General features: G+C 53.4%; 20 protein-coding genes and 1 tRNA gene. 13 read left to right on the top strand and 8 right to left on the bottom strand.

The genetic code is table 11. The features are described from left to right. Positions 1-24 precede the first annotated feature (24 nt). From FE848_RS00945 to FE848_RS00925, 5 genes are all read right to left on the bottom strand, one after another. Positions 25-101 (bottom strand) — tRNA-Val (locus FE848_RS00945). Between the two features lie 167 nt (positions 102-268). Next, positions 269-1,102: a VWA domain-containing protein gene (locus tag FE848_RS00940; RefSeq protein ID WP_200201288.1), complete on the bottom strand. Its 834-nt coding sequence runs from the start codon at positions 1,100-1,102 to the stop codon at positions 269-271. A 238-nt stretch (positions 1,103-1,340) separates the two neighbouring features. After that, positions 1,341-2,291 carry a DMT family transporter gene (locus tag FE848_RS00935; protein ID WP_200200866.1) on the bottom strand — a complete coding sequence of 317 codons (951 nt, stop codon included), beginning with the start codon at positions 2,289-2,291 and terminating at the stop codon, positions 1,341-1,343. 117 nt (positions 2,292-2,408) lie between these two features. Then, positions 2,409-3,497, bottom strand: a complete 1,089-nt coding sequence (locus FE848_RS00930) for a hypothetical protein (RefSeq protein WP_200200865.1) — start codon at positions 3,495-3,497, stop codon at positions 2,409-2,411. Positions 3,498-3,535: 38 nt separating this feature from the next. Then, a complete protein-coding gene (locus FE848_RS00925) occupies positions 3,536-4,612 on the bottom strand; it encodes a hypothetical protein (RefSeq protein WP_200200864.1) in 1,077 nt (358 codons plus the stop codon). 222 nt (positions 4,613-4,834) lie between these two features. On the opposite strand from FE848_RS00925, the gene FE848_RS00920 reads away from it, so the two are divergent. Continuing rightward, a complete protein-coding gene (locus FE848_RS00920; RefSeq protein ID WP_200200863.1) occupies positions 4,835-5,251 on the top strand; it encodes a helix-turn-helix domain-containing protein in 417 nt (138 codons plus the stop codon). Positions 5,252-5,284: 33 nt separating this feature from the next. Here the strand turns inward: FE848_RS00920 and galU are convergent, their stop codons facing one another. Then, positions 5,285-6,121 (bottom strand): UTP--glucose-1-phosphate uridylyltransferase GalU, encoded by an 837-nt coding sequence (gene galU / locus FE848_RS00915; protein WP_200200862.1) that lies wholly within the window; start codon positions 6,119-6,121, stop codon positions 5,285-5,287. 318 nt (positions 6,122-6,439) lie between these two features. On the opposite strand from galU, the gene FE848_RS00910 reads away from it, so the two are divergent. From FE848_RS00910 to prpD, 11 genes are all read left to right on the top strand, one after another. Next, positions 6,440-7,594, top strand: coding sequence for a ShlB/FhaC/HecB family hemolysin secretion/activation protein (locus FE848_RS00910; RefSeq protein WP_200200861.1), 1,155 nt, complete (start codon positions 6,440-6,442; stop codon positions 7,592-7,594). 82 nt (positions 7,595-7,676) lie between these two features. After that, positions 7,677-9,230, top strand: coding sequence for a glucan biosynthesis protein G (locus FE848_RS00905; protein ID WP_200200860.1), 1,554 nt, complete (start codon positions 7,677-7,679; stop codon positions 9,228-9,230). 48 nt (positions 9,231-9,278) lie between these two features. After that, on the top strand, positions 9,279-9,593 hold the full coding sequence (locus FE848_RS00900; RefSeq protein WP_200200859.1) for a hypothetical protein: 315 nt from the start codon (positions 9,279-9,281) through the stop codon (positions 9,591-9,593). Continuing rightward, a complete protein-coding gene (gene mdoH, locus FE848_RS00895; RefSeq protein WP_320159492.1) occupies positions 9,586-11,691 on the top strand; it encodes a glucans biosynthesis glucosyltransferase MdoH in 2,106 nt (701 codons plus the stop codon). The genes FE848_RS00900 and mdoH overlap by 8 nt, the downstream gene beginning before the upstream one ends. A gap of 46 nt (positions 11,692-11,737) precedes the next feature. Then, on the top strand, positions 11,738-13,324 hold the full coding sequence (locus FE848_RS00890) for a glucan biosynthesis protein (RefSeq protein WP_200200858.1): 1,587 nt from the start codon (positions 11,738-11,740) through the stop codon (positions 13,322-13,324). A 122-nt stretch (positions 13,325-13,446) separates the two neighbouring features. After that, positions 13,447-14,127, top strand: coding sequence for a GntR family transcriptional regulator (locus tag FE848_RS00885; RefSeq protein ID WP_200200857.1), 681 nt, complete (start codon positions 13,447-13,449; stop codon positions 14,125-14,127). Between the two features lie 16 nt (positions 14,128-14,143). Beyond that, the gene (gene prpB, locus FE848_RS00880; protein WP_200200856.1) at positions 14,144-15,031 is read left to right on the top strand and encodes a methylisocitrate lyase; all 888 of its coding nucleotides are present in this window, start codon (positions 14,144-14,146) and stop codon (positions 15,029-15,031) included. Between the two features lie 17 nt (positions 15,032-15,048). Next, positions 15,049-16,179: a 2-methylcitrate synthase gene (prpC, locus tag FE848_RS00875; protein WP_200200855.1), complete on the top strand. Its 1,131-nt coding sequence runs from the start codon at positions 15,049-15,051 to the stop codon at positions 16,177-16,179. A gap of 184 nt (positions 16,180-16,363) precedes the next feature. Beyond that, on the top strand, positions 16,364-18,976 hold the full coding sequence (gene acnD / locus FE848_RS00870; protein ID WP_200200854.1) for a Fe/S-dependent 2-methylisocitrate dehydratase AcnD: 2,613 nt from the start codon (positions 16,364-16,366) through the stop codon (positions 18,974-18,976). Between the two features lie 17 nt (positions 18,977-18,993). Beyond that, the gene (gene prpF, locus FE848_RS00865) at positions 18,994-20,172 is read left to right on the top strand and encodes a 2-methylaconitate cis-trans isomerase PrpF (protein WP_200200853.1); all 1,179 of its coding nucleotides are present in this window, start codon (positions 18,994-18,996) and stop codon (positions 20,170-20,172) included. 98 nt (positions 20,173-20,270) lie between these two features. Beyond that, positions 20,271-21,755, top strand: coding sequence for a 2-methylcitrate dehydratase (gene prpD / locus FE848_RS00860; protein WP_200200852.1), 1,485 nt, complete (start codon positions 20,271-20,273; stop codon positions 21,753-21,755). Between the two features lie 16 nt (positions 21,756-21,771). Here the strand turns inward: prpD and FE848_RS00855 are convergent, their stop codons facing one another. Together FE848_RS00855 and FE848_RS00850 are read right to left on the bottom strand one after the other, a co-directional pair. Continuing rightward, positions 21,772-22,809 (bottom strand): ExeA family protein, encoded by a 1,038-nt coding sequence (locus tag FE848_RS00855; protein WP_200200851.1) that lies wholly within the window; start codon positions 22,807-22,809, stop codon positions 21,772-21,774. A gap of 31 nt (positions 22,810-22,840) precedes the next feature. Beyond that, positions 22,841-23,749, bottom strand: coding sequence for an XrtA system polysaccharide deacetylase (locus tag FE848_RS00850; protein WP_227715065.1), 909 nt, complete (start codon positions 23,747-23,749; stop codon positions 22,841-22,843). 301 nt (positions 23,750-24,050) lie between these two features. On the opposite strand from FE848_RS00850, the gene FE848_RS00845 reads away from it, so the two are divergent. Continuing rightward, positions 24,051-25,457, top strand: coding sequence for a TIGR03013 family XrtA/PEP-CTERM system glycosyltransferase (locus FE848_RS00845; RefSeq protein ID WP_200200850.1), 1,407 nt, complete (start codon positions 24,051-24,053; stop codon positions 25,455-25,457). The last annotated feature ends 21 nt before the right edge of the window (positions 25,458-25,478 follow it).

Here is a 25,478-nt window from a genome sequence, read left to right as displayed (position 1 = left end):
GCCTGAGTGACTTTTTTGCAAAATTGGTAGGACCACCCAGATTCGAACTGGGGACCTCTACCATGTCAAGGTAGCGCTCTAACCAACTGAGCTATGGTCCTGTATTCTGCAACGGGGCGAAATATACTGATTCCGGCGTATATGGTCAACCACTTTTATAGGGAATGCGTATTTGCTAACGGAAAAGAGCAGGGGAGATTGATTTGGAAGATAATTCGGAATGTAAAATAAATCGACGGGGTATTGCGACCCCGCCGATTCTAAAGTATCAAGCAGTTGCTGTGAATTTGCTTAGGCGCCTTCTGAATACCAGTCCACCAAGTGCCAGGCTCAAAAGTCCAAGAGTGCCAGACTCTGGAACATCCTGAGTTGGCAAGCATGCGGGATCAGTCGGGTTCAGATCGCAAAAGTCTAGTGTTTCTTGCAGCTTCTTGTTGGCAAAATCAGTTACAAAAGCCGTGACAACATCGGTGTCCGTGGTGTTGAACAGGTTCAAGTTGAATACTGTGCCACCGTGGCCGGTAATCAGGCTGCTGTACGATTCGATCGTGCTTGAGTTTCTTAGTACACCATTGTACAGCGCATTGTTGTCTGTGAGGATGCTGTCAAGAACGGAGCTATCTACGTTCGCGCCGCCGACTGTTCCATAATATGAGGAGTTGTTCGGGTTATTCGGCTCATCTGTCAAAATGATGATGTTTTTTACAGCGTTGGACCGGAAGGAAAAGAGGTCTGATTGGCCGTCCAGCGCATTTAACGCGAAGGCTGTAGCTAAATAGCCAGGCTCGGTGCCTCCGTTAGTGCGCAATCCGTTTGCTGCAGTTGAGAAGTCATCAGCGTCAACGAAGTCAGTAAGCATTCGTGGCGATACGCCGCGGTCACCATAACCGACCAAGCCGTACTGAGCGTCAACTTGCCCCGTTCCGGTCAGTATGCTCGCGAATAGACCAATGTTGGCTCTGAGGTTTCTCTGAACATTCCCCATTGACCCTGATTCATCTACAACGAAGACGATGTCGCTGAGGATGGGTGCAGCATGAACCGGCGCCGCCACAATTGCGGTTCCGAAGACTAGCCCGGATAGTAATTTTTTTAGATTCATGATCGTTATCTCTTCCTGATTGAGTGCGTTGCAGGCTTCCGGCCGTACATCATTAGATCGCGAAAGCTTGCGCTAGGCTGGGTTTCAGCTCAATCATATCTCTGCATATTGTGTGCCTATTTCGTCAGTCTTTAATAAAATGCTATAAAAACAAAAACATAGATGTTGGAGGGGTGCTGTGGGGTGATGGTTTTAGTGAAAGGTGTATGATTTCCTGACATTACCCCAGTCATAACTGTCAGTATGCTTTACCCTTTCTCAGCGAGGCCCTAAGAGCTCTACTCAAAGCATTCCAGCGGTTAACGATCAACGCCGCGAAGATTAATCCGCAACCTGCCAATTGCATGGGCGCCATGGTTTCACCAAACCAGCCTGCCGCAAACAGTGACACCCATACAGGCTCCAAGACCAGAATAACGGCTCCGTGGCTATGGGTAGACAGGCTTTGGGCATAGGTTTGCACAAGGAAGCGCCCGGCGGTTCCAACAATCGCACTCGCGAGTACCCACCAGATCAGAAGCGGAGGCGGGTTGCTGAAGGTTGGCTGCCAAGGCTCCATCAGTAAGGATTCAATCAGGGTTAGCAAACCAACGGTAAGCAGTGCGATGGCTGTCAAAGGTAGGGCAGGGATACGACGCCTCTCGACGGATTCGCCCTTACGGTTAATTGTTGTGCGTTGATTTGCCGCGCGGGTGTTGAGCGTGAAATACAGGGCAAAAATGGTTGCTGCCACAACAAAAAATATCTGTCCGGCTTCTGGCTTAAATCCGTTTTTAAGGGACAGCAAAGCCAGCCCTGCTATGGCAACAGGAATGGCCAGCCAGGTGCTCGCAGGTTGGGCCTCTTTGAAAACCAGCCGTGCAATAATCGGTACGATTACCACGCCAAGGCTTGTTAAAAACGCTCCTTCACCCATGCTGGTGCCGTGAAAGAGGCCCATGACCCAGAAGCTCATTGCAACGCCAAATACCAGGCCAACACCAATTCCTCGTTTGAACTGGTCACTGCTGAGACGTACCAGGCTGGGCCATGCGAAGAGAGCCAGAAAGCCACCTGCAACCAGAAAGCGCAGCGCCATAAATAGCAGCGGTGGCATGAGTAGAATGGCTTCTTTGGAAAAAATCCAGCTTACTGCGGCAAGGAGGGTAACGGCGACGAGGAGCAAATCCGATTTGTACGAGTCAGACATGGTGTAGGGAGGCACCAGAGTTAGAAAGTGTTATTGCCTGGCAATGTATAGTTTGCGAAGTAAAAAAGAAAGTGGGCTCGTCCTTGAGCCCGGTGAAACCGCTAAAGCCAATGGCTGTTAATTGTTAAGCGTAGTGTAAACAAGCGCAGACATATCCGTTTGATCCGAGCCTGGCACCTCTATGTACTGGTCTTTGGACCCCCACAGTTTCCACCATGGGCGTTTACCGTAGGTTCTGCTGGCAAAATCCACCTGTAGGCCATTTAGAGTTGTGTTATTCACGACTGGAACCGAGATGTTTCCGGTTTCAGAACCCAGCACACCACTATGGCTCACTCCCTCATTCATAAGCACCGGGTAGTGGTTGTAGAAAAGGCCGGCAGGGCCATTCTGGTTGCCGACTTTACCTGCAAGGCTGAGATTGCCAGAGCAGGAATCGATACCCTGCGCAGAGGTGGCGCCGCAGGCTGAATGGGTTGGGACAACGCCATCGTCAGTGCCGGCGATGAATGGTTTGGTAATACCGCCGTAGGAAGAGCCACCTGCGACGAACCTCAGCCTTGGGAAAGAATTTGGGCTTAGAGCCAGGTTTCTGGCGGTATTGGTTTGCAGATCATTGACTACCCCCAGTTTTCCGGGCTCTGGCTCTATTCCTGTGAACGCCTGCACCGCAGCGCGCAAAGGCCAGTTATACCAAGTGGGGTTATACGCGAGGTTTACAGCCAAGTTAGCCAACTCGGTACCACCACCTGCACCGGAGTAATCTATGGATGCCAGAATTTTCAGCGGGGGCAAACCTTCGTTCTGCAACCAGCGTGCCTGATTTTCAAGCAGGTAGCGAGTCACCAAATCGCCGGTTGAGTGCGAAACGATTATACAAAAATTACTGCACAATCCCTGCTGACTGATTTCGCGGATCTGTTCGTAGGCTCTTTGCGCAATGCTGCCTTCCACCCGGCCGTCGCTGGGCCAGTCAATGCGGGCTTCAGATCGTGATAGCCAAAATGTTCGCCAGTAATCCTCGCCCGCGGCTCTGATCGCCTGGAGATCGGCAGGAGGAGTCGCAAGATCTTCCATCTGAAATCCGTGAACCAGTATAACGTTGTGCCCCGCGAGTTGGGCTTGGGCAGTTCCGGCTATCATACTGCTGGTGAGAGCCGCAGCTAGCGTAATTTTACAGGCATTTCGGGTCATTTTTGTTTTCATGATTGCTCCGTTTGCTTGGTTATTATTTTTTTGCTAACTCAGAACTTGTCAGCCAGCTGTTTTAGCAACGCTGCGCGCTGTTCTGATTCGGGGTTTGCCGCTGGGGTGTCCTGAAGGTCATCAAGATCTGGCGGCTCAAAGTCGAATCCTTCACTCGGACCGTAGGCATAATGGGTGCGGTCACCGGGTTTCGCCGGCAGTTGCCGTATCTGCAAATTTCGCAGTTGGAGTTTTGCATCGAATGATTTGTTGGCAAGTACAGTGCCGTGAGCTCTCAGCAGGATAGTGTCTGATGTGCGGTCGAGGCGTTTCTCGGCTTGAAGCTGTGCGATTGGTTGTTGGCCGTTGTAGAGCTGTGCAGACAACGCAAAGAAACCGGAATCTTGTGGCGAGAATGTTACTGGAATGACAAGGTTGTTGTTACTCACGTAGGTGTCGTCAAGCCCTTCAAAGTCTCCCAGGTAAGGCTCGATAGTAAGGCTGGAAACGTGTCTGACAGGCTTGCCGTCCACTGTTGCCTCAACAACAAGCCGGTAGTCTCCGGGCTGTTGGTCGGAGTTCAGGCTGCCTTGGTAATACCCTGTTTGGGTATCCTGTTCCAGATTTGTGCTTGTTGGCGAGTCTCTGGATTCTGGGCGCTCCAAGCTTGCCTGAAGTAAGGGCCCCATCACCTGTGGACCCTGCAATGAGGCGACAACAAGTATGTCTTCACCCCGGGTAAAACGGAATTTTTCGAGGGTGACAGTAAACTGGCCGCTGTTTTCAAGCGGCAGCACCACTGGCTCGTAATGGTTCCCGCGGTATCCCTTAGCCTGGGCTTCAGTTAACGGCACGGACCAAGAGGGATAACGCACAGACTGAGCATACTCATTCGCTACTTTTGCCAACATGAACCCGACAGGATTGTCTGAGGGTGGTTGTGTCCGGGAGGCGGCCGGTGTTGCAGAGGCTAATGTGGCGGGGGCAGAGCCGGGAGTTTTGTTTTGGCCTTTGTTCCCTGGAGCCATCGACTCCCAGCTAAAAGCGAAGCGGTTTTCTTCCGACAGCAGGTAGCCAGTGCCAATCACTGTGCAGGCAGCAACTAATAGACTGATTGCGAGCGCTTTCGGGAGCATTCATCTGACCTTTTTAGTTATTGGGTTGTCCGTCAAGTGCGGTGTCGTTTAGTCCATACCGGCCAAAATATAGTCAAAATGAGGCGGCCCGTCCCAAATTAGTGTGACGCGCCGCACAAAAACATCAAAAGCACCCGGAACCATTAATTTCCTATAAAGTTATATGTGCGTTACATTTCGTGCTTAACTTATTTTTCGAACAATCGTGCAGAGGCGAATACCATGCGTTACCTGCAGACATTTAATAGTCGGTTGCGGCAAATACGTGAGGCAGGGCGTCTATCGAGCAAGGACGTAGCAGAGATCTGCGGCGTTGAAGAAGCCAAGGTTGTAAGTTGGGAAGCGTCGGATGCGAGACAGCGTACCTATCCGGATGTATCCGCACTATTGGATTTCTGCATAAAGACCGAAACGCCTTTGGAAGACATGCTGGATCTTACCGAGCCAGGGGGCGGCGGCCAGCTTGAATTGCCAGGACTCGCTTTCAGCAACAGTGATGACCTGTCAACGGCACTGAAAGAGCTTGAGCAGGAAATAGACAGGATTCAGTTGTCGGATGAGGAGGGTGAACTGCTGCGCCGATTCCGAAAGACGACTGCGGAGAACCGGCGCATGATTCTGCAGATTCTGGGCGCCTGAGCGCCCAGAAATAGCACGTGGGTTTTAACCCCATTACTGCTTTTTGTAAATGTTCTCGTAAACGTAGTTGGTCGCTTCTACAAACCCGTCGATACTGCCGCAATCAAAGCGCTGGCCTTTAAATTTGTAGGCCAGAACGCACCCGTTTTTCGCTTGCTCAAGCAGCGCATCGGTTATCTGGATCTCACCGTTTTTACCTGCAGGGGTACGCTCCAGAATATCGAAAATATCCGGTGTGAGAATATAACGACCGATGATCGCCAGATTGCTTGGGGCATCTTCCGGAGCAGGTTTTTCAACCATGTCTGTAACGCGATACAGACCATCTTTCATGGACTCGCCCGCAATAACACCGTACTTGTGGGTTTCGTCCTCAGGAACTTCTTCAATGGCGACAATGGAGCAGCGGAACTGGTTATAAAGTTTAACCATTTGTGCCAATACGCCGTCTTCGCCTTCACCCGGGCCAACGCAAAAGTCATCTGCAAGTACTACTGCAAACGGATTGTCGCCCACAAGGTTACGGCCACTAAGAATGGCATGGCCCAGCCCCTTCATCTCAATTTGGCGAGTAAAAGCGAAGGTGTTGTTGTCAATCAGTTCCCGAATGGATGACAACAAGCCTTCTTTTCCTGAGCCGGCAATCTGGTGCTCAAGCTCGTAGCTTATGTCGAAATGATCTTCGATTGCCCGCTTGCCGCGACCGGTCACAAAACCGAATTCATGAATGCCGGCTTCAGAGGCCTCCTCAACACCGTACTGCACCAGAGGTTTGTTCACTATCGGCAGAATTTCTTTGGGCATCGCCTTGGTGGCAGGCAGGAAGCGGGTACCGTAACCGGCAACCGGGAAGAGGCATTTTTTGATCATTTGGGATTTTTCCTTTGGTCGGGATTTGTAGCGTGTCCATGATTTTGGAGAGTTTACCAAGTTATTTGCCGGAATGGAGAGAGCAAGGAGGAATCATTACATTCTGTAATCGCCTGTACAGGTAGGGCACTTTATAGAGACCTGGCGCTGGTGTTTAATTAATTACTTCTAAATGTCGCTATAACCTACTGTTTTAATGATTATTAAAATTGTAAGTTTTGGAAATCGGCACTGGATTATCCGATCTCGGTTTTTTAGAGTAACAGGGCGAATCTGTAAGGATCGTCATTCTGACTTTTCACTTCAATGAGGCACAGCGTGAGACCCATCCTGCTGACAACCCTGATATTTGGCCTTTTTGCCGGCCAGGCATCAGCTACCAGTGCCAAGTCTCGGGCCGAGTCGCCGTTGTGGGATCTGTATCCGGCCGACCTTCTGCAGTCTGTGACCCAATATGTGGCTTCGCATGTTGAGCTTTCCGGTGACTCCACCCGGAACAACGATAGAGCGGATGGCCGGCTTAACCTGACCAGTAACAACCTGATCTGGTCTCAGCACGTACTTGGTCTTGATTTTAGTGACTCAGTGGCAAGAGAGGGAAGTGCAGAATCGACGACACTGGCGCTACGTTATTCGTTTCCATTGGCGGGCAGTCACTTCCAGGTTGATCTTGAGAATCGGGACTATGCTGGGGCGGTGAACGGTTCCGGCCAGCGTTACGATACTTACGGTGAGCGGCGCAACCTAAAAGTAACCGGTAAACGGGCGCTTTGGACATGGCAAGGGATCGAGGTTGGCAGTCTGTTTTCCTACACCAGCAGCAGAAGTAGTGCCTTCGAAGACGAGATATGGCTTGAGGATGCCTCGCACCAGCTTTCCAGCTTTGGGCTGCAAGGAAGCGCCTCACAAGAGTTGATGGGCGGCTTTTATGCCACAACATCACTGACCGCCATTGGCGGGGTGGATTCAGAAGAAACAATACGTGCGGAGGGCTACAATAGTGATTCTGAGGGCTTCCATAAATTGGCGGTGGAAGCTTCTCTCAGTCGGGAGGTTTTGAGCTGGAACCTTGGCCTTAACGGTCGATATCAATTCGCGCCCGAAGACTTGCCATCCTCCGAGTATATGGTCGTTGCAGGGCCAAGCCTGATGCGCGGGTTTAACGGCCAGACCCTGCGGGTTGTCGAGGGCGGCTTGCTTCAGATGAATGCTCGTAGTCCCGGCTATCACTGGCCTTTTGGATCCGAGCTTAATTCATCCATCACACTTTCCCTGTTACAAGGCTGGGCACCCTATTCGGAGGCGCAGTCTGACCGGTTTGGCAGCACCAGTTCTGGCGAAATCTCTTTCCAGCTCTATTCCAGAGATTTCCGTGCAGACTTGAGCGTCGGGCAAATGCTTAATGCCTCCAATACTGCACTCCTCATGCCTACAAGCCCGGATCTCTCTTTTTCCATTTCAGTCGGTATCTGACTACCCCCTTACCAAGATGTCACTTGAAGCCTGCCGTGTAGCTGGTGCTACATTGATAAGCTGGCTTACAAGGAGTTCTGGCATGACTGGATCACGGCGAACCGGGTTTCTATCTCCCCTTGCGATTTTAATGGTGCTCTCCGGCAACACTCTGGCGTTCGGATTCAAAGATGTCTCAGACAAAGCCCAAACCCTGGCCCACGAAAAATACGAGCAGCCAGCGCAAGCACCAGACTTCCTCGCTAACCTTGGTTATTCAGATTACCAATCTATCCGGTTCAAGCCTGAGCAAAGCCTTTGGCGTTCAGGCAAGTCGCGCTTTCAAGTGATGATGATCCCCCAAGGCAGCTTCTATTCCCACGCTGTCAAATTGAACATCATCGATAGTGAAGGCGTGCATCCCGTCGGGTTTGATAAAACCCGGTTTGATTATCCCAATCCTGAAATGGCCAAACGTATTCCGGCTGATCTGGGCTATGCCGGGTTCAAGTTAACCTACCCTTTGTCAGATAAAGGCACACAAAACCAGTTTCTGGTGTTTGGTGGCGCGAGCTACTTCCGTGGTGTTGGTGCAAATCAGAACTTCGGACTTTCAGGGCGGGGCATAGCCGTCGATACAGGCCTGCCATCCGGCGAGCAATTCCCCTCGTTCACCGAATTCTGGATGGAGCGGCCCAAGGCAGACAGCGATGTAATGGTGGTGTATGGCCTGCTTGATGGCGCCAGCCTCACCGGCGCATACCGGTTTGAAATCCATCCAGGGAAAAGCACCCGAATGGACGTGACCGCACAACTGTTCTTCCGGAGTGATATTGAGCAACTGGGCCAGGCACCGCTCACGTCCATGTTTTTCTATGGTGATAACACCTTGCGGCCAAGGGGAGAGTGGCGACCTCAGGTGCATGACTCGGATGGTTTGTTGATCAATGATGGCAAAACCGGCGAGTGGCTCTGGCGCCCGCTGGTCAACCCGGCAGATCTGCAGTTGAGCTATCACCATGTAGAAGACGTCAAAGGCTTTGGTTTGATCCAGCGTGACCGGCAGTTTGAGGATTTTCAGGATAACGAAGCCCGTTATGATCGCCGGCCAAGCATGTGGGTAGAGCCTGGCGGCAAAAACAGGGAAGGTTGGGGAAAGGGCGAGATAGTGCTCGTTGAAATTCCCTCCGGTGCGGAATCAAACGACAACATTGTTGCCTTCTTCAAGCCAGCGGAAAAGGTGATGGGTAACCAAAGCCGCCGCCTGCAATATTCAGTGCGCTTTGGCGAGCCAGGTATCACTGAGCAACCTAATGCGCGTGCGCTACGTACTTTTGTCGGCACTGACAATGTTGGGAGTAACTCTGGTGAAGCCTTGCGTCTGATTGTGGATTTCGAAGGCGGTGAACTTTCAGAGCTGCCCCCGGATGCCGCCGTTGTAAGTCATGTGACGGGTGGCGAAGGTGTGGAGGTGATGGAGCATTTTGTTGAGTACATCGAAGCCACTGACGTTTGGCGCCTGTCGATTCTTGCAAAGCCACCCACAGAAAAGCCGCTTACGCTCAGGGGCACCCTTAATAAAGACGGCAAAGCCATTACCGAAACCTGGACATATTTGCTCGGACCAAAAACAGATCTTCGGGGCGTCTCATCATAGGTCACGGGTAGCCAGAACAGACAGTCACTAACGGGCAAGGAGACAAACATGGAGGATATTTCCTTCCAGCATGTATTCAGCCGTGTATATAGCTATCTGTGTGAAGCTGGAATTGAGATGACCAGTGAACGCTGTCGACAGTTGCTTCAGCTAATTGACGACGCCGTCGCCGAGGTTGGCGAAAGCGCTAACCAAACGGCTTCAGCTGAAACCTTCCACGGCTCCCCAACCCTCGGCGGCCACCGCCTGTTGCGGAGTGCTATGGACAGGCTGCCTGAATACTTCACCCTCCCTGAAGTCAGGATCCCCACGCCGGCACCTGATCTGTGCAGAGGCAGCATCGGGTATCGCTGTCGTGGATAAATCCAAGACACAAGGCCCCGGAAAACACCGGTGGCGTCTGGTAGCCAATATGCGCCGGGCAGTATTAATGCTGTTCGTGTTCGGCCAAACCGGTGTTGCCAGCTACTACCTGCTTTGGGTGCTGCCTTACCATGGAGGCACTGCACTGGAAATCGGTATGCTGGCATTGTTTGCCATTCTTTATGCCTGGATCGCTGTGGGCTTCTGGACAGCTGTATTCGGGTTTGTGGTCAGGCTGATGGGTGGAGACCGACACTCCATACTCAAACGCCACCCAGATGCGGAACTTCAGCAGACGCCCATGGCGAAAACCGCTGTTCTGTTACCCATATACCACGAGCCAGTGCACTGGACTCTGAGTGGCCTGAAAGCGGTATATCGGGATATTGAGCGCACAGGCCAGATCGAACATTTCGAGTTTTACATACTTTCAGACAGCCGTGATCCAGATGTGTGGCTTGAAGAACAGGTGACATGGAATAGAGTCGCAAAGGAGTTGGGAGGTGAAGGCCGAATTTTCTATCGTCGCCGGCCCGTGAACCTCAACTACAAAAGCGGCAACGTTGCAGACTTTCTTCGGCGCTGGGGAAAGCGTTGCAAGTACATGGTGGTATTGGATGCAGACAGCCTGATGACCGGCAGCACCATCGTTCGCATGGTTCAGCTTATGCAAAGAGAGCCAGGTGTGGGAATCCTGCAAACCAATCCGAATATCATCAACGGCCAGTCCCTGTTTGCCCGCATTCAGCAATTTGCCAACCGCTTTTATTCAACATTATTTGCCACCGGTCTGGCGGCTATCCAGATGGGCGATGCCGCATTCTGGGGCCACAACGCCATCCTCCGTATTGAACCCTTCATGAAGCATTGCGGCCTGCGCAAATTGCCAGGTATCGGGATTTTTGGCGGCCCCATCATGAGCCATGATTTTGTTGAAGCCGCCTATATGGGTCGTGCGGGTTATGAAGTCTGGCTGGAGCCGGGTTTGAGTGGCAGTTACGAAGAATCCCCGCCAACCCTGGCCGACGAGTTGGCTCGCGATAGCCGATGGGCCAAAGGCAATCTGCAGCACCTATGGGTAATGCTGAGGGAACCGGGTTTACGTTTCGCCCACCGCATGGCATTTCTGAACGGGATCATGGCGTATGTCGCTTCACCTTTGTGGCTGGGTTTCCTGATTCTTACCACGATTGCTGCCGCCAACATGACCTTGTCACCCATTGAATACTTTCCCGATGGCCATCAGGGACTGTTTCCGCTGTGGCCGGAATGGCGACCAGAGTGGGCCCTGGGGTTGGCGCTCAGTACTCTGGCACTGCTGTTTTTTCCCAAGTTTTTGGCTGTCATCGACGCTGTAATTCACCGGTATACCAAAGACTTCGGCGGGCTGATTCGGTTGTTCTGCAGCGTGATGCTGGAAATTATTATTTCCGTACTGTTAGCGCCGGTGCGCATGTGGGCGCACAGTCGTTACGTGGTGTCAGCCTTATTAAATGTGTCGTTGCAATGGGCCGGGCAGAATCGCACCGAGGAAACCAGCTGGAAAGAAGCACTGATCACCCAATTGCCGGGAATGGTGCTGGGCGCTGGTTGGTCCGCCTTTGCCTGGAGCCTCGACACCATGTTCTTCCTGTGGTCGTTGCCCGTGGCCTTACCCTTGATTCTGGCCGCACCCACCGCCGTGTACCTCAGCCGAAATTCGTTAGGTCAGGCTTTGAAGAAGCGCCGTCTCCTGCTAATACCGGAAGAAAATACCGCCATGGCGTTGCTGGAAGATGCGGTGACATATCGCGCACAGGAACCTGCAGATTCGACCCTTACCCCTCTTGAACAAGCTGTACTGAGGCTCGACCACAACCGCTTGCACCAGGCCTTGGCGTGGGATCACCGGCGTGGTTCCCGCAAGGCTGAGCTGGAACTCTGCGTGGCACGGTGCCTTGAGTTGGGACCCGGTGCATTAACGCGTTCTGAAATGAGCCAGATTGTCAGGGACCGTGAGTCTTTAAAGGCATTGCACGAGGGTGCCTGGCGCTCAGTTCCGAGCAGCTTCTGGGGGCGTTCTATCGCTCGACTGAGTGCCCGAGCGAAAGACGCTTAGTATTCACTGCTCCACGGCCGCGACGAGTTACGAAAGGAGAAAAACTATGGATCGACGCACCCTCATGAAGACCCTGATAGCGGGGCTTGGTGCCAGTGCACTGCCGCTTGCGCCTCTGGTATTTGCGCGGGAGGCAGAGGTTGATAGTGCTAACAGCGAAAAGCCATTCAGCTATGCGTGGCTGAAAGGCTATGCCCGTGAGTTGGCAGAGCACCCTTACATCTCCCACGAAGGCGAGTTGCCCGAAAGTCTCAAACAGATCAGCTGGGACGACTACCAGGCCATCCGGTTTCGCAAAGATCACGCCCTCTGGGCCGACAGCGACTCGGCCTTTCAAGCGCAACTCTTCCATTTGGGGCTGTATTTTCAATCGCCCGTCACGCTTCAAGAGGTGATTGACGGAAAGGCCACCGTTCTCAGGTATAACCCGGATTATTTTGCCTACGAGGGTAAGCAGCCACTCGGCGACCTTCCAGCCAACCTGGGCTATGCCGGCTTCCGCCTGCACTATCAAACCGACTTCTCCCGCGATCTGGCTGCGTTCCTTGGTGCCAGTTACTTCCGTGCAGTTGGTTCCGAAATGCAGTACGGCATGTCGGCCCGTGGGTTGGCCATTGATACCGCAATAGACGGCGAAGAGGAGTTTCCCCGGTTCAGAGCCTACTGGCTGGAAAGACCAAAGCCAGGCAGTCACGTGATGCGGGTATGGGGTTTGCTCGATTCGCCCAGCACCACGGGGGCATACGCCTTTGTTCTCGACCCCGGGCGTAACATGGTGATAGATGTAGATGTGGCGCTTTACCCCCGAACTGAAATGAAAAGAGCCGGCATTGCACCGCTGACCAGCATGTATCAGGTGGGTGAAAACAGCCGGCGCATGGATTACGACTGGCGCCCCGAGATTCACGATTCCGATGGCCTGGCTATGCTTTCTGGTAGTGGCGAATGGCTCTGGCGGCCCCTCGAAAACCCGGCCCATCTGCGCTTTAACAGCTTCAGCGATAACAACCCCCAAGGCTTTGGCTTGTTGCAGCGGGATCGGAACTTTGATCACTATCAGGACGACGGCGTGTTCTACGAGCGCCGCCCCAGTGTATGGGTGCAGCCGAAAGGCCAGTGGGGCAAGGGCAGTATTGATCTGGTGGAAATTCCAACCGTCGATGAAACCTTCGACAACATTGTGGCCTTCTGGCACCCGGAGGAACCATTAAAACCGAACCAGGAATACCTGTTCGCCTATCGCTTACACTGGGGTGAGCATGCGCCGGTTAATCCGAGCGAGTTGGCAATTGTCGAAGCAACCCGCACGGGACTGGGCGGCGTGATCGGTCAGAAACGTGAGTATTTTTCCTGGCGCTTTGCCGTGGATTTCGCCGGAGGTGTGCTGAGCATGCTGGGGGGAAACGCGGAGGTAGAGCCCGTTATAACCGTAAGCCGGGGAGAGGTGGAAATTACCTCGGCGCGGCCATTGTCTGCAATCGACGGGTATCGGGCAATGTTCGATCTGGTTCCGGGCGAGTCGGAAGAGCCCATTAATATACGGATGTATCTACGCCTGGGCGATGAGCCGCTCACGGAAACCTGGGTCTACCAATACACGCCGCCACCGCTTTCAGAGCGAAAGTTGTACTGAGAGATCAGAATCTATAATTCCACTTTGCTATGGATTGTTTACAATAGAAAGCCCGGATTGTTGACAATCCCGCCAGTCCAGCGTAAATTTCGACTCTATCAAGGCCACATTGTCGACAAACCATGCTGGATACTGCACCTCAAACCTACACTCGCGCTGATGAAGCCTTTGATTGTCTGCAAACGGCAATCGTAAAGGGGGATCTTGCGCCGGGCGACAAAATCGGCGAACTGGATCTCTGCTCCCGCTTCGATCTGACCCGTGGCCCGCTCCGGGAGGCCCTTGGCCGGCTGGAGTCCCGCGGGCTGCTAGTGCGACGCCCCCATGCGGGTGTGCGGGTGGTCTCGTTAAGCACCACCGAGTTGGTTGAGTTGTATCGCATACGGGAAATCATGGAAGGCCTTGCCGCACGCCAGGCTGCAGAGCGCATGACTGACCAGGAGATTGCCGACCTCCAAGCCACCCTCGATGCCCACGAAACCATGATCGACGAAGCCCACGGGCAGGCCTATTATCAGGCTGAAGGGGATTACGATTTTCACCACCGCATTGCCACGGGCAGCCGGAACACCAAACTGGCTCAGATGCTACTGGGCGATCTCTATTACATGGTGCGAATGTACCGTTACCGGTTAAGCACCTCCGCTGGTCGCCCCCACCGAGCCCTCGGTGAACACCGCCGTATAGTTGAAGCCATTGCCCAGCGTGATGGTGAGCTCGCAGAATTTCTGATGAAAAGACACATCAACGCCGCTCGAGAAAACATCGAGAAAAAAATTCAGGAAGGCGTTTTAACCATCTGATAAGAGAGGAATAACCATGTCCAATAAGCTCTCCCCAGGCGCGCGTTTTCGCAAAGCCTTGAACGATAACAAACCCCTCCAGATTGTAGGCACAATTAACGCCTACGCGGCCATGATGGCCGAACGCGTAGGGCACCAGGCTATCTACTTGTCTGGTGGTGGCGTGGCGAACGCCTCTTATGGCTTGCCAGACCTGGGCATGACCAGCCTGAACGATGTCGTTGAAGATGTACGCCGTATCACCGCAGCCACCGAACTGCCGCTGCTGGTGGATATTGATACGGGTTGGGGTGGGGCATTCAACATTGCCCGCACTATCCAGCAGATGGAACGCGCAGGCGCCGCCGCCGTACATATTGAAGATCAGGTAGCCCAGAAGCGTTGCGGACACCGCCCGAACAAGGAAATAGTTTCAAAAGACGAAATGGTTGATCGTATCAAAGCCGCTGTGGACGCCCGTTCAGATAAAGACTTCTTCATCATGGCCCGCACCGATGCCTTCCAGAAAGAAGGCCTGGAAGCGGCCATCGATCGCGCCAAGGCCTGCATTGAAGCCGGTGCTGATGGTATTTTTGCTGAAGCGGTTACCGAGCTGGAACACTACAAAGCGTTTTCCGAAGCACTGGGCGACGTCCCTTTGCTGGCCAACATTACCGAGTTTGGCGCCACCCCTCTTTATAATCGCAAAGAGCTGGGTGAGGCCGGTGCCAGCATGGTTCTGTACCCGCTGAGCGCCTTCCGCGCCATGAACAAAGCGGCCGTTACCGTGTACCAGAACATTCTTGAGAAGGGCGATCAGAAAGACGTAGTTGATCTGATGCAGACCCGTATGGAACTCTACGATTACCTGAACTATCACGACTTTGAGCAGAAGCTGGACCAGCTGTTCCAGCAGTCAAAATAATTAGAGGAGAGATATCCATGGCAGAAGCAAAGAAACTCGGTGGCGCAGGCCTTCGCGGACAGGTAGCTGGTGAAACTGCACTGTGCACTGTTGGTAAAACCGGAACCGGCCTGACCTATCGTGGTTACGACGTAAGCGATCTGGCAGACAATGCCCAGTTTGAAGAGGTAGCCTATCTGCTGCTGCGCGGCAAGCTACCGAACCAGCAGGAACTGGACGCTTACAAGAAGAAGCTCCAGAGCCTGCGTGGACTGCCTGCAGCACTCAAGACCGTTCTTGAGCAGATCCCCAAAGATGCTCACCCCATGGACGTTATGCGCACCGGCGCCTCCATGCTGGGCAACCTGGAAACCGAGAAGGACTTCAGCGAGCAGGACGACAAAATCGACCGCATGCTGGCTCTGTTCCCGGGCATCATCACCTACTGGTACCGCTTCGCCCACGAAGGCGTGCGCATCGAGACCGACAGTGATGTGGATTCCATTGGCGGTCACTTCCTCGAACTGCTCCACGGCAAGAAGCCCAGCGAGCTGCACGAGCGTGTGATGAACGTCTCCCTGATTCTGTACGCCGAGCACGAATTCAACGCCTCCACCTTCACGGCTCGCGTGTGTGCGTCTACGTTGTCTGACATTCACAGCTGTGTAACCGGCGCCATCGGTACCCTGCGCGGCCCACTGCACGGCGGCGCGAACGAAGCGGCGATGGAACTGATTCAGAGATTCCAGACACCAGATGAAGCGGAAGAAGGCCTGATGGGCATGCTGGCTCGCAAGGAAAAGATCATGGGCTTCGGCCACGCGATATACAGCGAATCCGATCCGCGCAACGTGATCATAAAAAAGTGGTCAGAAAAGCTGGCTAAGGAAGTGGGCGATACGGTTCTGTATCCGGTATCCGTGCGCTGTGAAGAAGTAATGTGGCGCGAGAAGAAATTGTTCTGTAACGCCGACTTCTTCCATGCCTCGACCTATCACTTCATGGGCATTCCCACTGAACTGTTCACGCCGATTTTTGTTATGTCTCGCGTATCCGGCTGGACGGCACACGTGAAAGAGCAGCGTGAAAACAACCGGATCATTCGCCCGAGTGCGGACTATACCGGGCCGGAGCATGCTGAGTGGGTGCCGCTAGAGAAGCGAGCCTAAAAAGCGACCCCCTCTCCCCCGACCCCTCTCCCGCAAGGGGCGAGGGGATAAAGATCAAAGCACCCCTCTCCCTAACCCTCTCCCGCAAGGGGAGAGGGAACAGTGATTTTACTCCCCTCGCCCCTTGCGGGAGAGGGGTCGGGGGAGAGGGGGAAATACAACAGATTCAGTCAGAGTAACGTCCATGAACACCAATTACCGCAAACCCCTACCAGGCACCGACCTGGACTATTTCGATACCCGCCAGGCCGTTGAAGACATTCAGCCCGGCGCCTACGACAAACTTCCATACACCTCCAGAATTCTGGCGGAGCAACTGGTTCGCCGCTGCGACCCGGATGCGCTGACGGATTCCCTCAAGCAGTTCATCGAGCGCAAACGTGATCTCGACTTCCCCTGGTACCCGGCTCGCGTGGTTTGCCACGACATCCTGGGCCAGACAGCTCTGGTGGATCTCGCCGGCCTGCGCGACGCCATTGCCGAGAAGGGTGGTGACCCCGCAAAAGTAAACCCGGTGGTTCCCACCCAGCTGATCGTGGATCACTCTCTGGCTGTTGAGCACGCTGGTTTCGAGGAAGACGCGTTCGAAAAGAACCGTGAAATCGAAGACCGCCGCAACGACGACCGCTTCCACTTCATCAACTGGACCAAAAAAGCGTTCAAGAACGTGGATGTTATCCCCCCAGGTAACGGCATCATGCACCAGATCAACCTGGAGAAGATGTCTCCGGTAGTTCAGGCCCGTGCCGATGGCGAAGGCAAGAAAGTGGCCTTCCCGGATACCTGCGTAGGCACAGACAGCCACACGCCAATGGTTGATGCTCTTGGTGTTATCTCTGTTGGTGTTGGTGGCCTGGAAGCCGAGAGCGTAATGCTTGGCCGTGCTTCCATGATGCGCCTGCCGGATATCGTAGGTGTAGAGCTGACAGGAAAGCTGCAGCCAGGCATCACCAGTACCGATATGGTATTAGCTTTGACTGAATTCCTGCGTACAGAGCGCGTAGTAGGTGCCTATCTCGAATTCTACGGCGAAGGCGCAGACAGCCTGACCATTGGTGACCGTGCGACGATTTCCAACATGACACCGGAATACGGCGCAACGGCGGCCATGTTCTACATCGATGGCCAAACCATCGACTATCTGAAGCTGACCGGCCGTGAAGACGAGCAGGTAGCTTTGGTAGAAAAGTTCGCCAAGCACACAGGCCTGTGGGCAGACGCCCTGAAGACGGCAGAGTATGAGCGTGTTCTGAAGTTCGATCTGTCTACCGTTGTGCGCACACTGGCTGGTCCTTCCAATCCACATGCGCACTTGCCAACCTCCGAGCTTGCTGCACGTGGCATCGCCAGTGAGTGGGAGCAGGAAGAAGGCAAAATGCCGGATGGGGCTGTAATCATCGCTGCCATCACCAGCTGCACCAACACCAGTAACCCCCGTAACATGGTTGCTGCCGGTTTGATTGCCCGTAACGCCAACAAATTGGGCCTCACCCGCAAGCCCTGGGTGAAATCCTCTCTGGCACCGGGTTCTAAAACCGTTGAAATGTACCTCAACGATGCCGGGTTGTTGCCCGAGTTGGAAGATCTAGGCTTCGGTGTGGTGGGGTTCGCCTGCACTACCTGTAACGGCATGAGCGGCGCACTGGATCCGGTTATCCAGAAAGAAGTGGTTGATCGTGATTTGTACGCAACGGCAGTGCTCTCCGGTAACCGTAACTTCGACGGCCGGATTCACCCCTACGCCAAGCAGGCATTCCTTGCTTCACCGCCTTTGGTGGTGGCATACGCCATTGCTGGAACCATCCGCTTCGATATCGAAAAAGATACGCTGGGGTACGATAAAGAAGGTAATCCAGTCACCCTGAAAGATATCTGGCCGGATGATGCAGAAATCGACGCCATTGTGAAAAAGTCGGTGAAGCCGGAACAGTTCCGCAGCACCTACATTCCAATGTTCGACGTAACCCAGGAAGCCCACGCCAACATCAGCCCGTTATACGATTGGCGCCCAATGAGCACCTACATCCGTCGCCCGCCATACTGGGAAGGCGGCATGGTTGGCGAGAAGCAGCTCAAAGGCATGCGCCCGCTGGCGGTTCTGCCAGACAACATCACCACAGACCACCTGTCGCCGTCCAACGCCATCATGATGGACAGCGCAGCCGGTGAATACCTGCACAAAATGGGTGTGCCGGAAGTGGACTTTAACTCTTACGCAACCCACCGCGGCGACCACCTGACCGCCCAGCGCGCAACCTTTGCCAACCCGAAACTGTTCAACGAAATGGTGTTGGATGAAAACGGTAAAGTGAAGCAGGGCTCTCTGGCGCGTATCGAGCCGGAAGGCAAGGTTACTCGCATGTGGGAAGCCATCGAAACCTACATGGAGCGCAAGCAGCCGCTGATTATTATCGCCGGCGCTGATTATGGTCAGGGTTCCTCCCGGGATTGGGCAGCCAAAGGCGTGGCATTGGCCGGTGTTGAGGCCATCGTTGCCGAAGGCTTTGAGCGCATCCACCGCACCAACCTGGTAGGTATGGGTGTTATGCCACTGCAGTTCGAAGAAGGCACAACGCGCAAAACCCTGAGTATTGATGGCACGGAAATTTTCGATGTTGAAGGAAAGCCTGCGCCCGGCGCCAAGCTGACTCTCATCATCACCCGCAAAGACGGAAGTTCTGAGAAGGTGCCCGTTATTTGCAGACTGGATACTGCAGAGGAGTTGCACATTTATTCAGCGGGAGGCGTATTGCAGCGCTTTGCTGAGGACTTTCTTCAGTCCGAAGGTGCGGTTTGAACAATGAGGGCAATGAAATGAGTCACGCACCGCAAATCAAAGTCCCCGCCACTTACATCCGTGGCGGCACCAGCAAAGGTGTGTTTTTCCGATTGGATGATCTCCCTGAGAGGGCCCGTACACCGGGCCCGGCCAGGGATAACCTGTTGCTGCGTGTGATTGGCAGCCCAGACCCCTACCAGAAGCAAACCGATGGTATGGGCGGTGCTACATCCAGCACCAGCAAAACCGTAATCCTGAGCAAAAGCACTCAGCCAGATCACGATGTGGACTATCTGTTCGGGCAAGTGAGCATCGATAAGCCCTTTGTGGACTGGAGCGGCAACTGCGGCAACCTCACGGCAGCCGTCGGCGCCTTTGCGATTAACAGTGGCTTCGTCGCAAACGACCGCATTCCGGAAAACGGCACGGCGGTGGTGCGCATCTGGCAGGCCAACATCCGCAAGACCATCATTGCCAATGTGCCTATCACCAATGGTGAGGTGCAGGAAACCGGTGACTTTGAGCTGGACGGAGTCACGTTTCCCGCAGCTGAAGTGCAAGTGGAATTCATGGACCCGGCCGATGGCGAAGGCTCAATGTTCCCCACTGGCAATCTGGTGGACGAACTGGAGGTGCCAGGTGTTGGCACCTTGCAAGCCACCATGATCAATGCCGGTATTCCTACGGTGTTTATCAATGCGGAGGCTGTCGGCTATAAAGGCACGGAGCTGCAGGACGACATCAACAGCGATCCCAAAGCCCTGGCGATGTTTGAAAGCATTCGCGCCCACGGCGCTGTGAAGATGGGGCTGATCCAGAACATCGAAGAAGCAGCCGCCCGGCAGCACACGCCAAAAGTGGCTTTCGTGGCACCGTCGGCGGAGTACACTTCATCGAGCGGAAAGAAGATTGCTGCAGGTGACATCGATGTACTGGTGCGCGCTCTTTCCATGGGCAAGCTACACCACGCTATGATGGGCACAGCCGCAGTCGCCATCGCAACCGCAGCAGCCATTCCCGGAACACTGGTGAACCTGGCGGCAGGCGGCGGTGATCGCACCTCAGTCACCTTTGGCCATCCGTCAGGCACCCTGCAAGTCGGGGCAGAAGCCAAAGAAATAAACGGCCAATGGACGGCTACCAAAGCCATCATGAGCCGCAGTGCGCGCATACTGATGGAAGGCTGGGTTAGGGTGCCTGGAGATAGCTTCTAGCAGTAAGTGAAAAACGGGTAACCGGCTCCTTTCGATCATTGTGCGTCAAGTTTGCTAGGCTGTAGTAAGCAGACAGTCAAATCGAAGGAGTCGGTATTATGTCAGCCACATTCGATCTCAACGAACGCCCCGATTACGATGAAGCCCTCCAGAAAATCGCCGATTACGTCCTTACCTATAAAGTAGAAAACAAAGAAGCCTGGAACACGGCGCGCCTTTGCCTGATGGATACGCTCGGCTGCGGCCTGCTGGCTTTACGCTTTCCGGATTGCACCAAACACCTGGGGCCGATCGTGGAGGGCACGATTGTTCCCCATGGTGCCCGCGTTCCAGGTACCTCATTCAGGCTCGATCCTGTGAAAGCAGCCTGGGACATTGGTTGTATCGTGCGCTGGCTAGACTATAACGACACCTGGTTGGCAGCGGAATGGGGGCACCCCTCAGATAACCTTGGCGGCATACTGGCAGTGGCGGACCATCTGTCGCAAAAGCGTGTTGCAGAGGGGAAAGCACCGCTTACCATGCGTGAAGTTCTCGAAGCCATGGTTATGGCCCACGAAATCCAGGGCGTGTTCGCCCTTGAAAACTCTTTCAATCGCGTGGGGTTGGATCACGTTATCCTGGTGAAAGTGGCTTCAACAGCCGTCACCGCGAAGCTCATGGGTGCCACTCGTGAGCAAATGCTGGCGGCGCTTTCTCATGCCTGGATTGATGGCCAGGCGCTACGAACATACCGCCACGCCCCGAATGCCGGGTCCCGGAAATCCTGGGCAGCGGGTGATGCCACCTCCCGTGCCGTTCGCCTTGCGGATATTGCCATGCGGGGTGAGATGGGGGTTCCCAGCGCGCTCACAGCACCCCAGTGGGGTTTCTACGATGTCCTTTTTAGCAAAACCAATAAAGACCAAGCCCTGAAACCGGAAGACAAACGCCGGTTTTCCCTGCCACAGAAGTTTGGTTCCTACGTGATGGAAAACATACTCTTCAAAGTATCTTTCCCGGCAGAATTCCACGCCCAGACAGCGGCCGAAGCGGCTGTAACGCTTCATCCACAAGTTAAAGACCGGCTCGATCAGATCGACCGAATTGTAGTAACTACCCACGAGTCAGCCATACGCATCATTTCCAAGGTCGGTAAATTGGCAAACGCTGCAGATAGGGATCACTGCCTTCAATATATGGTGGCTGTGCCATTAATTTTTGGTGATCTGGTGGCCGAGCATTACGAAGACAGCTTTCACGAGGCCAACCCTCTCATTGATGAGCTCAGAGACAAGATGGAAATTGTCGAGGATGAACGTTACACCCGCGAGTATCTCGAAGCAGACAAGCGTTCAATCGCGAATGCTATCCAGGTGGTCTTCAAGGACGGCTCCAGTACAGAGCAGGTAGCTGTGGAATACCCGATAGGTCACCGCAGGCGAAGGGAGGAAAGTATTCCACTGCTATCAGACAAGTTCCGAGCTAATCTGGCGACCCGTTTCCCGGCGCAACGGTGCGAGCAGATCTTCGAAGTCTGCAAGAACCAGAAGAGCCTGGAGAATACCCCGGTTCAGGAGTTTGTGGGGATGTTCGTTATCTGATCTGGCCGAAGAGTGTTTATTTTCTGCCCGGAGATAGCGGCTTAACATTGTCCGGCACACCAAGGTTTTCCCTGTGGCCAGATTGCTCGTCAGGGAAAATCTTGGCCAGCCTGCTGTCAATACGCTCCAGTGCTTCCGCCATGCGAATCAGCGCCTGGCCTACACCAGCCAAATCGCCAGAAGTCCCGGCATGCTCTGGCGCCGGGTGCTCCCGTTTCTTCACGTCGGTCAACTTCGGGGTGTTCGCGGGCAGATCATCGCCCAGCAAATCCTTGCGTATGGATTTGAGATCATGGGGGTCAATAAATGGCCGGTCCTCTGAGTAGGCGCACATCATCATGCCGTCACACAGTTTGTTAATCAGCCGTGGGATGCCTTTGCTCAGCTTGTGAATTTCGCGAACTGTGTCCACATCAAACAACTTGTTGCCGCCGTGACCGGAAACCAGAAGCCGGTAATCAATATATTCAGCGGTTTCTTTCGGAGAGAGGCCTTCCAGGTGGAAGAACAGCTTTACCCGCTGGGCCAGCTGCGGAATGTCCAGAACGGCCTGCTTCAGTTCGGGCTGCCCAAGCAGAATAACCCGCATTGAAGGCCCACCCATGCTTTCCATGCCGGCCAGCATGCGGATATCTTCAAGGTTTTCCCGGGTAAGGTTTTGCGCTTCATCAATCGTGAGCACCACAGGGGTGCCAGCTTTTGCCATTTGCTCCAGGTAGTCAGAGATCTGGAAAAGCATGGCTACCTTGCTCTCGTCTTCTACCTTCACACCGGCCTTGCGAAGGATCAGACCAAACAGATCCTTGGACTCAAGGTTTGTGTAGGAAATGTTGAGTAGCTTCAGGTTGCCCTCAAGATTGCGAATGGTCTTTTTAAGCAATGTTGTCTTGCCCGAACCAATCTCTCCGCTGATAACCACGAAGCCCTCAGAGCTCCAGATCGCCGAAGACATGTATACATAAGCTCGCGAATGTTGTTGGCTCATGTAAATGAAGTCGTCTTCCGGTGTAATGCGGAAGGGATGTCTATGGAGACCGAAAAATTCCAGATACATAGATAATTCCTGTTCAGCTCATTGCCCTGAATCAGGCGAGGCGAATCATTTGATCGCTGCGCAACAGGGTTTTGTCTGGTTCGTAGGCATTATAGCTTTCACTAACGGTTCCAAACCGGAAGTCTCCAAGCAAACGCTCAAGACGACCGTAACACTGGTCCAGGTTAGTATAATGCCGGAAGCGGGAGAACCAGCTTGCGTTATCGTAACGTGGTTGCTCGGGATCGATTTCCCAAGGGTGCAGATAAAACATTTGCGGCCGCGCGCCAAAACCAGAAGCATTGCGAAACAAGTATCGGAATACCGGGTAAGGGAACTGGCGAAAATAGCCTCCACCCGCCGCTGGTATTGAAAGCCCCATGATGTGTGCTGTGGTTAATGGGAACTCACGGATAATTGCACCGCTGGCGGTCTGGATAGAGTAGGGGGCGGTCGGGGAATCAGGAATGCCGTAGTTATCATGCCGAATCGGGAAAATGCTCGAATCCCAGGTAAACCCCGCTTCACTCAATATATCCAGCGCCCACAGAGAGTCACGGGTAATAGAGTAGCTGGCGGCACGATAGCCATCGACAGATTTGCCAGTGATGTCCTCAAGGAGCGCCTTCGAGCGAATGGTTTCTTCTCGAAACACTTCCTGAGTCTGGTTGTAAATGAGCTGGTGGCTGTATCCATGGGACGCTATTTCATGGCCATGATCGGATAATTTCCGAATCAGGGCAGGAAATCTCTCAGCAACCCAGCCGAGCACAAAAAACGTTGCCTTCACCTGATGCTTGTCAAAAAGCGCCAGCAGTCGCTCAGTGTTTTGCTCCACACGGGAGGGTAGTGAGTCCCATTGCGCTGGGCGAATCACACCCGATAGAGCGGCAACGTGGAAGTAATCTTCTACGTCTATGCTCATAGCGTGCAATGGTTGAGGTCTTTCCTGACTTGGCATGGGTACTCCTTTCCAGTGGTACCAATAAAAAAACAGTACCTGAGCGTTAATTTTCACTTACTGCCCGCGCAAATACAATTCTTGATGCAAGTAAAGTCTGCTTGCGACGAAAAACAATGTAAAACTGTGTAACCAAAAGATACAATGAGTTGAGATTCGATGTTGGCCGGCGCAAAATGGGCCACGTAAAAAAAGGAACCGGTGGAAAGGGTGTCGCTCAAAGCTAAACTGAGCGCGGTCTGCCGGAGAATTTGATGTTGGTCTGGCGCAGGTTGTTGTGCAGACGACAAGGAAGTTCCGCGTGACGTATATACGGTTCAGAAAACACTATCTTCATATCCCCTATCTGGTGCTCGCTGCGCTGGAATTTGTCGTTCTATATGCGATTTTCGCTTCTCTGGGGTTGCTGCTTTCCATTGCAGGTGTTGGTTACCCTTCGGTTGATACAAATGTCCTTTCTGCAAGCTTGTTCGCGCTTATTTTGAGTTGTGGAACTCTGGCTATGGGCGGTTATCTCGCCATGGTCCACGAGAGTCTTTCTGCCTTGTTTTTTCGCACACTGGTTGCCTACTGCTTTGTAGGTGGAATCGGCTTGAAACTTCTTTACCTGGTTGTGCCAACCGCAAACCCGGGCAGTACCAATCTGTTTTGGGCCGTAATTTGCGCATCACTGATTGTTATCCTGTTAAGGCTTATATTCCTGCGAGTTGTCGATTCGGAGAAACTCGTTCGTCGTGTAGTGATCTTTGGTGCCGGAGATTTTGCAGCCAATCTTCTCGATGAGTACGAGCGCAACATGCGCGCGCTTGGGGTACGTATTATTGGTTGTATCTCCGACAACCCTAACGGGGCTGTTGGTGCCGATAAACTATTGCCTACGCCTTACGATTTCTACCAGTTTTGTCGGCAAAACAAGGTTTCTGAAATTGTCATTGCCCAGCAGGAGCGGCGCCGAAATGAGGGAGGATGGCTGCCGGTGCCGGATCTGATGGAGTGTAAACTTCGTGGTATTGCCATCACCAACGGCGTAGATTTCTACGAGCGAGAGCTGAAAAAAGCGAAGCTCGATATGGTGCATCCCTCCTGGATTGTATTTTCGGAAGGTTTTAAAGCATCAAAATCCCGGGCTTTCGCCAAGCGATCTCTGGATTTGTTGATCAGTCTCACGCTCCTTGCTGTGATGATACCTTTTATTATTCTCACAGCGATTGCGGTGTTTCTGGAAACCGGGCGGCCCATACTCTATAGCCAGACTCGCGTGGGCATGCTGGGTAAAGAATTTCGCATCTACAAGTTTCGCAGTATGCGCCAGGATGCAGAGAAGGACGGCAAAGCTCAATGGGCCTCAGCGAATGACAATCGGATTACCCGGGTAGGTGCATTCATACGCAACACCCGTCTGGATGAACTACCGCAAATCTATAATGTGATCAAAGGCGAAATGAGCATCGTCGGGCCGCGCCCGGAAAGGCCAGAGTTTGTCTCTGAACTGAAAGAGAAGATTCCGTTTTACGATACCCGGCATTATGTAAAACCTGGCCTGATGGGTTGGGCACAACTTAAATATCCCTATGGTGCATCCGTTGAAGACGCCCGGGGCAAGCTGGAGTACGATCTTTACTACTCCAAAAATCACAGCCTTTTGATGGATTTTCTGATCATGATCCAAACTGTGGAAGTGATCCTCCTGGGTAAAGGCGTACGGTAACGGTTCTGTCATACTGAACTA

Origin of the sequence: Marinobacter sp. 1-3A, assembly GCF_016597775.1 — a bacterium.
GTDB lineage: Bacteria > Pseudomonadota > Gammaproteobacteria > Pseudomonadales > Oleiphilaceae > Marinobacter > Marinobacter xiaoshiensis.
This window is presented reverse-complemented; position numbering and strand designations above follow the sequence as displayed.

What these genes read in the sequence shown, in the direction of transcription:
- galU (WP_200200862.1), bottom strand. Translation starts at nt 6,121, where the DNA reads ATGATCAAAAAATGCCTCTTCCCGGTTGCCGGTTACGGTACCCGCTTC.
- FE848_RS00885 (WP_200200857.1), top strand. Translation starts at nt 13,447, where the DNA reads ATGCTGGATACTGCACCTCAAACCTACACTCGCGCTGATGAAGCCTTT.
- FE848_RS00890 (WP_200200858.1), top strand. Translation starts at nt 11,738, where the DNA reads ATGGATCGACGCACCCTCATGAAGACCCTGATAGCGGGGCTTGGTGCC.
- FE848_RS00940 (WP_200201288.1), bottom strand. Translation starts at nt 1,102, where the DNA reads ATGAATCTAAAAAAATTACTATCCGGGCTAGTCTTCGGAACCGCAATT.
- prpD (WP_200200852.1), top strand. Translation starts at nt 20,271, where the DNA reads ATGTCAGCCACATTCGATCTCAACGAACGCCCCGATTACGATGAAGCC.
- FE848_RS00930 (WP_200200865.1), bottom strand. Translation starts at nt 3,497, where the DNA reads ATGAAAACAAAAATGACCCGAAATGCCTGTAAAATTACGCTAGCTGCG.
- FE848_RS00935 (WP_200200866.1), bottom strand. Translation starts at nt 2,291, where the DNA reads ATGTCTGACTCGTACAAATCGGATTTGCTCCTCGTCGCCGTTACCCTC.
- FE848_RS00920 (WP_200200863.1), top strand. Translation starts at nt 4,835, where the DNA reads ATGCGTTACCTGCAGACATTTAATAGTCGGTTGCGGCAAATACGTGAG.
- prpC (WP_200200855.1), top strand. Translation starts at nt 15,049, where the DNA reads ATGGCAGAAGCAAAGAAACTCGGTGGCGCAGGCCTTCGCGGACAGGTA.
- acnD (WP_200200854.1), top strand. Translation starts at nt 16,364, where the DNA reads ATGAACACCAATTACCGCAAACCCCTACCAGGCACCGACCTGGACTAT.
- FE848_RS00905 (WP_200200860.1), top strand. Translation starts at nt 7,677, where the DNA reads ATGACTGGATCACGGCGAACCGGGTTTCTATCTCCCCTTGCGATTTTA.
- FE848_RS00850 (WP_227715065.1), bottom strand. Translation starts at nt 23,749, where the DNA reads ATGCCAAGTCAGGAAAGACCTCAACCATTGCACGCTATGAGCATAGAC.
- prpF (WP_200200853.1), top strand. Translation starts at nt 18,994, where the DNA reads ATGAGTCACGCACCGCAAATCAAAGTCCCCGCCACTTACATCCGTGGC.
- prpB (WP_200200856.1), top strand. Translation starts at nt 14,144, where the DNA reads ATGTCCAATAAGCTCTCCCCAGGCGCGCGTTTTCGCAAAGCCTTGAAC.
- FE848_RS00925 (WP_200200864.1), bottom strand. Translation starts at nt 4,612, where the DNA reads ATGCTCCCGAAAGCGCTCGCAATCAGTCTATTAGTTGCTGCCTGCACA.
- FE848_RS00855 (WP_200200851.1), bottom strand. Translation starts at nt 22,809, where the DNA reads ATGTATCTGGAATTTTTCGGTCTCCATAGACATCCCTTCCGCATTACA.
- FE848_RS00900 (WP_200200859.1), top strand. Translation starts at nt 9,279, where the DNA reads ATGGAGGATATTTCCTTCCAGCATGTATTCAGCCGTGTATATAGCTAT.